The sequence below is a fragment of the Polaromonas sp. P1_E3 genome (genome assembly GCF_056405935.1).
Window position 1 is genome coordinate 1 of the sequence record NZ_JBFUBD010000151.1, and the last position, 6476, is coordinate 6476.

The 6476-nt window shown below is 62.2% G+C and carries 6 protein-coding genes; 2 read left to right on the forward strand and 4 right to left on the reverse strand.

The features are described from left to right. Window positions 1–62: 62 nt before the first annotated feature. The 4 genes from infA to AC1D0Z_RS14330 all read right to left on the reverse strand — a co-directional run bounded on the left by infA (window position 63) and on the right by AC1D0Z_RS14330 (window position 5631). Window positions 63–320: a translation initiation factor IF-1 gene (gene infA / locus AC1D0Z_RS14315; protein WP_477658894.1), complete on the reverse strand. Its 258-nt coding sequence runs from the start codon at window positions 318–320 to the stop codon at window positions 63–65. A gap of 51 nt (window positions 321–371) precedes the next feature. Next, entirely contained in the window at window positions 372–611 is a 240-nt protein-coding gene (locus AC1D0Z_RS14320; protein ID WP_477658895.1) for a hypothetical protein, read from the reverse strand. Window positions 612–1076: 465 nt separating this feature from the next. Then, the gene (locus AC1D0Z_RS14325) at window positions 1077–2108 is read right to left on the reverse strand and encodes a response regulator (protein WP_477658896.1); all 1032 of its coding nucleotides are present in this window, start codon (window positions 2106–2108) and stop codon (window positions 1077–1079) included. Next, complete coding sequence (locus AC1D0Z_RS14330) at window positions 2092–5631, reverse strand: hybrid sensor histidine kinase/response regulator (protein WP_477658897.1); 3540 nt, start codon at window positions 5629–5631, stop codon at window positions 2092–2094. The genes AC1D0Z_RS14325 and AC1D0Z_RS14330 overlap by 17 nt, the downstream gene beginning before the upstream one ends. A 169-nt stretch (window positions 5632–5800) precedes the next feature. Here AC1D0Z_RS14330 and AC1D0Z_RS14335 point away from each other — a divergent pair, with 169 nt between their 5' ends. Both AC1D0Z_RS14335 and AC1D0Z_RS14340 read left to right on the forward strand, forming a co-directional pair. Beyond that, a complete protein-coding gene (locus AC1D0Z_RS14335) occupies window positions 5801–6103 on the forward strand; it encodes an urease subunit gamma (protein WP_007874763.1) in 303 nt (100 codons plus the stop codon). A gap of 20 nt (window positions 6104–6123) precedes the next feature. Further along, the coding region (locus AC1D0Z_RS14340) for a HupE/UreJ family protein (protein WP_477658898.1) at window positions 6124–6476 on the forward strand (353 nt) is incomplete at its 3' end.

Sequence of the window (6476 nt, forward strand, 5' to 3'; positions counted from 1 at the left end):
GAATGACTTCTCCGGGGCGTTTTGTTTTGGCGGCCGCTTGGCGCAGGCGGCGCCGAACCCGCTCAGCGGGTCTGGCGCGGTGCCGGTCCGGGGCCGCGKCCKGCGATGTGGCGGAARGTRATCCGGCCCTTGCTCAGGTCGTARGGCGAGAGCTCCAGCGACACCTGGTCGCCKGCMAGGATRCGRATATGGTTTTTSCGCATCTTGCCGGAGGTRTARGCCACMAGCTTGTGGCCGTTSTCGAGCGTGACGCGAAAGCGCGAATCMGGCARCACTTCGTCAACCAGCCCATGCATTTCAATCAGTTCTTCTTTGGCCATGATGTAACTCCTAGGAATTGAAAAAATTATTCTGTGGTGACTGGCAACGCGTCAGGCGCATGCCGGTGCGGTGCGTTCGTGGATCCAGCCGAGCGCGTGCTCCGTAGCGTAATGCACGGCGGCGGCGGCGCTGTCAAACAGGCCGGAGAAGCGCATCACGCGGTCATGCGTGGCGCTACCCCGTCCGGAGCGGATGGAAACGGATGCAGCGTAACGGCCTTCGGCTTGCTGCTTGGCGAGTGGGGATACGAGGTATTTGCCCACCGCAATTTTGGTGTAATCGTTGTTCATAAAAGTCTGCGCCGGGTATTTTTCCCGGCTTGATAAATAAGTGCGTAATCGGCTTGCAAGCAAGCCGGCGGGTGTTCGGTTTCTATCCCGCCAGGCCCCGCAAGGGGCTGGGCTGGTTGAGCCATGAGTGGGCACCGTTGGGGGAAGTGCTCGCCGGAAAACGGAACAGTGCTGAGGGTATTCAGGGCTGTATGGGCGCTGAAGGCACTGTGGATTCGGGCTCTGAGAAGCGCCGCATTTGAAATGGAAGCCGATTGCCAGAAGGCTTCGAAGTAAAAAGCTGATGCTTTACCGAAGCTCCTATTGTAACCGCCCGGCGCAAATCACGCTTTTTGCCTCATACGGCCCTTGCAAACCGCTTCTTAGCAAGCAGGGGCCGCAGAACCGGCTTCGCCGGGCCGCAGGCGCAGCGGCCCCCTCGGGGGGCAGGGAGCTACACGCAGTGAGCGACCGTGGGGGCCATATCTACCCCTCAAACTGCGGATGAAGCTGCCGGATGCGATTCATCGCCATACCCGCAGCTGCGGTACGGGTTTCCACGCCCAGCTTGGCGTAGACCCGTTCCAGGTGCTTTTTTACCGTGGCCGGGCTGGAACCCAGGATGTCGCCAATATCACGGTTCGTTTTGCCCTTCACCACCCAGTACAACACTTCGGCTTCGCGGGCCGTGAGTTTGAAGCTCAGGCTCATGGCCTCCACCACGGCATCGTCGGAAATTTCACGCATGACGATCAACCAGTCGCCGCCGCGCTCCCCATCGTCGGTCTGCTGGTGCAGCCTGAAGGTCAGGCGCCGCGGGCCGATCTCCACCGCCAGGCGGGGCGGCTCGATCTGGCGTTCCGCCTCCGCCATGTGGCGGCGCAGCCAGTTGAGGACTGGTTCGGGTGTCTGCGGCGCGGATGTACCGTAGTAACGCATCAGCAGGTCGCGCGCCAGCGGCGTTTGCCAGATCAGCCTGCCGTCGGCGTCGCCCCCCATGCGCACCGTGATGCTGGCGTAGCCGAAGGCATCCAGCGCGTTGCGTGCCTGGCCCGCCTGCCGCGCTTCCTGCCTGGCACGGCGGGCGCCCTGCAAATGCACGCCCATGCGCGCCATCACTTCCTTGGGCTTGATCGGTTTGGTGACATAGTCCACCCCACCGGCCTCCAGTGCCGCCACGAGGTATTCGGTTTCCGTGAGACCGGTCATGAAAATAATGGGAATGTGAGCCGTTTCCGGCATGGCCTTCAGGCGCTTGGCGACCTCAAAGCCGTCCATCCCGGGCATCATGGCGTCCAGCAAAACAATGTCAGGCAAAGCCTGCAGCGCACGCTGCAACGCAGCCTCGCCGCTGGTCGCGACGAGAACGGTATAGCCTGATTCGTCAAGCGCATCGTGCAGCACCGACAGGTTGTCGGGCACGTCGTCCACGATGAGCACGATATCGCTGTTGGCCCGGTCCAGTGTGCGGTCCAGCCGTCGATCCAGCGCGGGTCCGCCGTCAAGCACGCTGCTCATGGTCTGCCTCCTTGTTCGCCAGCCGCCGGCCCATGGCCTCAAACTGAAATTTCCGCGCCAGCACGCGCATCTCTTCCACAAAGGCCGCGGCCTCCGGCCGTTGCCGTTCAATTTCTGCCAGGTTGTTCATGATGCCCCGGTAAAACCCCAGATTGACGACTTCAAGCAGGGCCGCAAGCTGGGAAGCATCGGGCAGTACAGGCGGCAGGGCATGGACCACAGGGACACCGGCATCCGCAGGAAGGTCATAGCGCCACTTGAGGGCCAGCCGCCGTTCAAGCCAGTCAATCAATTCTGTGTGGCGCACCGGCTTGAGGATGAAGTCCTCCGGAAGGATACCGGCATCGTTTTCGGCACCTTTGTCGAAGGCATTGGCGGAAACAATGGCCAGTTGAATCTCTCCATGCCCTGACGAACGCACGCGGCGCAGCGTTTCCCAGCCATCAATCCCCGGCATGGCCAGGTCCATGAAAATCACGTCGGGCCGGTAGCCGGTGGCCAGCAGGTCCATGCAGTCGTGGCCGCTGGCGGCAGTGCGCAATTCAAACCCCATGGGCTCAAGCAACTGCACCAGCAGTTCACGGTCGGCCTCTTCGTTGTCGACCACCAGCAGCTTGCGGCGCACGCCTTCATAGCCTCGCGGCTGGCGCCTGGCGGGCACGGCCGCAGCGTCCTTGATAGCCCCTGCAGCCATGTGCACTTCGGGCAAAAACAGCCGGATGCGGAAAATCGAGCCTTCGCCCGGGGTGCTGATCACCGTCATCTCACCACCCATCAGGTCGGTCAGCATCTTGGCAATCGTCAAACCCAGGCCGGCGCCCGGTGTGCCTTCCGCGCTTTGGCCGGCCGCAGCCCCGCGCGCAAAAGGTTCAAAAATCCGCGCCAGTTCCGCCTCACGCATGCCGGGGCCGGTGTCTTCAATGTCGATGTAGGCCATCTCGCGCGCATGGCGCAACCTGAAAATCACCTGGCCCTGCGCCGTGAACTTGATGGCATTACCCAGCAGGTTGATGAGAATTTGCCGCACGCGTTTCTCGTCGGCTCGCACCAGTTCCGGCAAATGCCCGCTGGCTTCAAACCGGAAGCCCAGGCCCTTGGCTGCGGCCTGCAGTTCGAACATGCCGGCCATCTCGTGCACGCAATCGGCAAAATGCATGGGCTTGACATTCAAGGTGAGCTTGCCCGCTTCGATGCGGGCAATATCGAGCGTTCCCTCGATCAGCGAGAGCAGGTGCTCACCCCCGCGCTTGATGACGCTGACGGCCTGTTTGCGGTGCGGCGGTATGGCGTTGTCTTCCCCCATCAGCTGCGCATACCCGAGGATGCTGTTAAGCGGCGTGCGCAATTCGTGGCTGATGGCGCTGATGTAGCGGCTTTTGGCCTGGTTGGCCTGGTCCGCATGGCGGCGGGCCTCTTCGGCCACCAGTTTGGCCTGTTGCAGCGCTTCGTCCGTCTGCCTGTGCGATTCGATCTCACGCATCAGCAAATGCGTCTGCCGGTTGGATTCTTCCTGGGCCACCTGCCGGCTTTTATGCGCCAGCACCAGCCACCATGCCACCAGTCCGGCTATGACCAGCAAGGCCATATAGGCTTTCATGAAACCCGAACGCAAAGCCGGCTCGGAAAGTTCGATGTCGGCCAGCGCACTGATTTCCTGGTGGTACAGCAGGCCGAACACACTGGCCAGCAGCGGCACGATGATCAGCATCAGCAACAGGAAGTGGCCCAGCCCTGTATCCAGGTAAGGCCAGGCGCGGCGCGGCAGCAGCCAGCGCAGCGTGCCCGACCATTGCGCCGACAGGCTCGCGTGCGGCTTGCACAGGTCGCCGCAGCGCGCGTCCAGCGTGCAGCACAAGGAACAGATGGGCCCCTGGTACGCAGGACAATGCGCCATGTCCGGCCCCTCATATGCGCGTTCGCAGATCACGCAATGCTGCGTTGCATAGCGCTTGCAGGAATCGTCGGAAACCACCGCTCCGGAACTGCGCGCAATGTAGTAACGGCCCTGGGTCGCCCATGCGATCAGGGGTGCCGCCACGAATGCAGTACCCATGGCGATGACTGCCGAAAAAGCCCGCGCCGTTTCGCCGTAAAGCCCCAGGTGCGCAGTGACGGACAACACGGATGCCAAGGCCATGGCACCCACGCCAACCGGGTTGATGTCATACAGGTGGGCTCTTTTGAATTCAATGCCTTTGGGCGAAAGGCCCAGTGGTTTGTTGACGACCAGGTCGGCGACAACGGCCATCACCCAGGCGATGGCGATGTTCGAATACAGCCCCAGCACGTCGCCCAGCGCCTGGAACACGTTCATCTCCATCAGCATGAAGGCAATGAGTGTGTTGAAGACCACCCACACTACCCGCCCGGGGTGGCTGTGCGTGATGCGCGAGAAGAAATTCGACCAGGCCAGCGAGCCGGCGTACGCGTTGGTCACATTGATCTTGAGCTGCGACACCACCACGAACAGTGCCGTGGCCGCCACCGCCATGCCGTAGTTCGGGAAGACATATTCGTAGGCTGCAAGGTACATCTGGTTGGGGTCTACGGCCCGGTCCAGCGGCACCATGTTGGAGATGGCCAGGTAGGCCAGGAAGGCGCCGCCCAGCATTTTCACCACGCCAAGTAGCACCCAGCCCGGCCCACCAGCCAGTACACCCGCCCACCAGCGCCAGCGGTTGGCTTCAGTCTGCACCGGCATGAAGCGCAAATAGTCCGCCTGCTCGCCCATTTGGGTGATCAGCGCAATTCCTACCGTCAAAGCAGCACCAAATAGGTGCAAATTGAACTCACCGCTTGTTCCAGTTTCCCCTCCGTAGTGCAGAACGCCCAAAAACGCACCGGGATCGCGCAGAAAAACATACACAAAGGGCACCACCAGCATGACCAGCCACAAGGGCTGCGTCCAGACCTGCAGGCGAGAGATGGCTGAGACGCCATGGGTCACCAGCGGGATGACCACCAGCGCGCAGATCAGGTAACCCCAGCTGGGCGGAATACCCAGCGCCAGGTCCAGCGCGTAAGCCATGACGGCCGCTTCCAGCGCAAAAAAGATGAAGGTAAACGAGGCGTAGATCAGCGAGGTCAGCGTGGAACCGATATAGCCAAAACCGGCGCCGCGCGTCAGCAAGTCCATGTCGACACCATAGCGCGCTGCGTAAATGCTGATCGGCAGGCCCGCCAGAAAAATAATGAGCCCGGTGGCCACGATGGCCCAGAAAGCATTGGTAAACCCGTACTTCACCAGCAGCGTCGCGCCCACGGCCTCCAGGATGAGGAAAGAGGCCGCGCCGAACGCGGTGTTGGCAACCCGCCATTCAGACCATTTGCGAAAGCGCTGTGGCGTAAAACGCAGCGCATAGTCTTCCATGGTTTCGCTGGCCACCCAGCTGTTGTAGTCGCGCCGGACCTTGATGATGCGCTGCACCGGCGCGTCGTTGCCTGACCCGGACGCAGCAAAAGCTGCCGCATCGGACGCGTCGGCGGGAACTGGCAGTAGCGGTGGCGTAGCCGGTGCGTCCATGGGGGTGGGCAAATGCGCGAGCGCGGAGTGGGGAACCGTACAGCGGTGCAGGTTCTATGCCATGACCTCAACCTGAGGGCCTGAGCCTTGGCCTGCCCAGGCTCTTGTGGCACCATTCTTGCACCCCGGCAAGCATCCCCAAGCCGGCAGCCTGCCCTGAGAGAGCCCCATGGAATTGACGCCCCGAGAAAAAGACAAGCTCCTTATTTTTACCGCTGCCCTGCTGGCCGAAAGGCGCCGCGCCCGCGGCCTCAAGCTTAACTACCCAGAGTCCGTAGCTCTTATCAGCGCCGCCGTCATGGAAGGCGCCCGCGACGGCAAATCCGTCGCCCAGCTGATGAGCGAAGGCCGCACAGTGCTGACCCGCGCCGATGTGATGGACGGCATTCCCGAACTGATCCCCGACATCCAGGTCGAAGCGACCTTTCCAGACGGTACCAAGCTGGTCACCGTGCACCAGCCGATTGTTTAAGCACTACCCGAGACCACACCATGCCGACCAAAACCAGAAGTGCTCTTTTTTTGATAGCCGCTTGCGCGCTATCGGCGGGCGCTAGCGCCCATATTGACCACCATTCGGGCACTGCGGTGCATGAGCACGCCAGTGCTTTTTTCAGCGGCTTCCTTCACCCGCTGACGGGCATGGACCACCTGGCGGCCATGCTGGCCGTGGGTCTCTGGAGCGCACTGGCTGCGCGCCGCACAGGCCCGGGCTTGCTATGGGGCCCGCTGGGCTTTGCCGGCATGCTGCTGGCGGGTGCCCTGCTGGGCCTGCAGGGGGTGCAGGTTCCCGCCGTCGAACCCATGATCGCGGCTTCACTGCTGGTCACCGGCCTGCTGGTCGT

Excerpts from the sequence above, each read along its gene's own strand:
- AC1D0Z_RS14330 (WP_477658897.1), bottom strand. The coding sequence starts at position 5,631 with ATGGACGCACCGGCTACGCCACCGCTACTGCCAGTTCCCGCCGACGCG.
- AC1D0Z_RS14335 (WP_007874763.1), top strand. The coding sequence starts at position 5,801 with ATGGAATTGACGCCCCGAGAAAAAGACAAGCTCCTTATTTTTACCGCT.
- AC1D0Z_RS14325 (WP_477658896.1), bottom strand. The coding sequence starts at position 2,108 with ATGAGCAGCGTGCTTGACGGCGGACCCGCGCTGGATCGACGGCTGGAC.
- AC1D0Z_RS14320 (WP_477658895.1), bottom strand. The coding sequence starts at position 611 with ATGAACAACGATTACACCAAAATTGCGGTGGGCAAATACCTCGTATCC.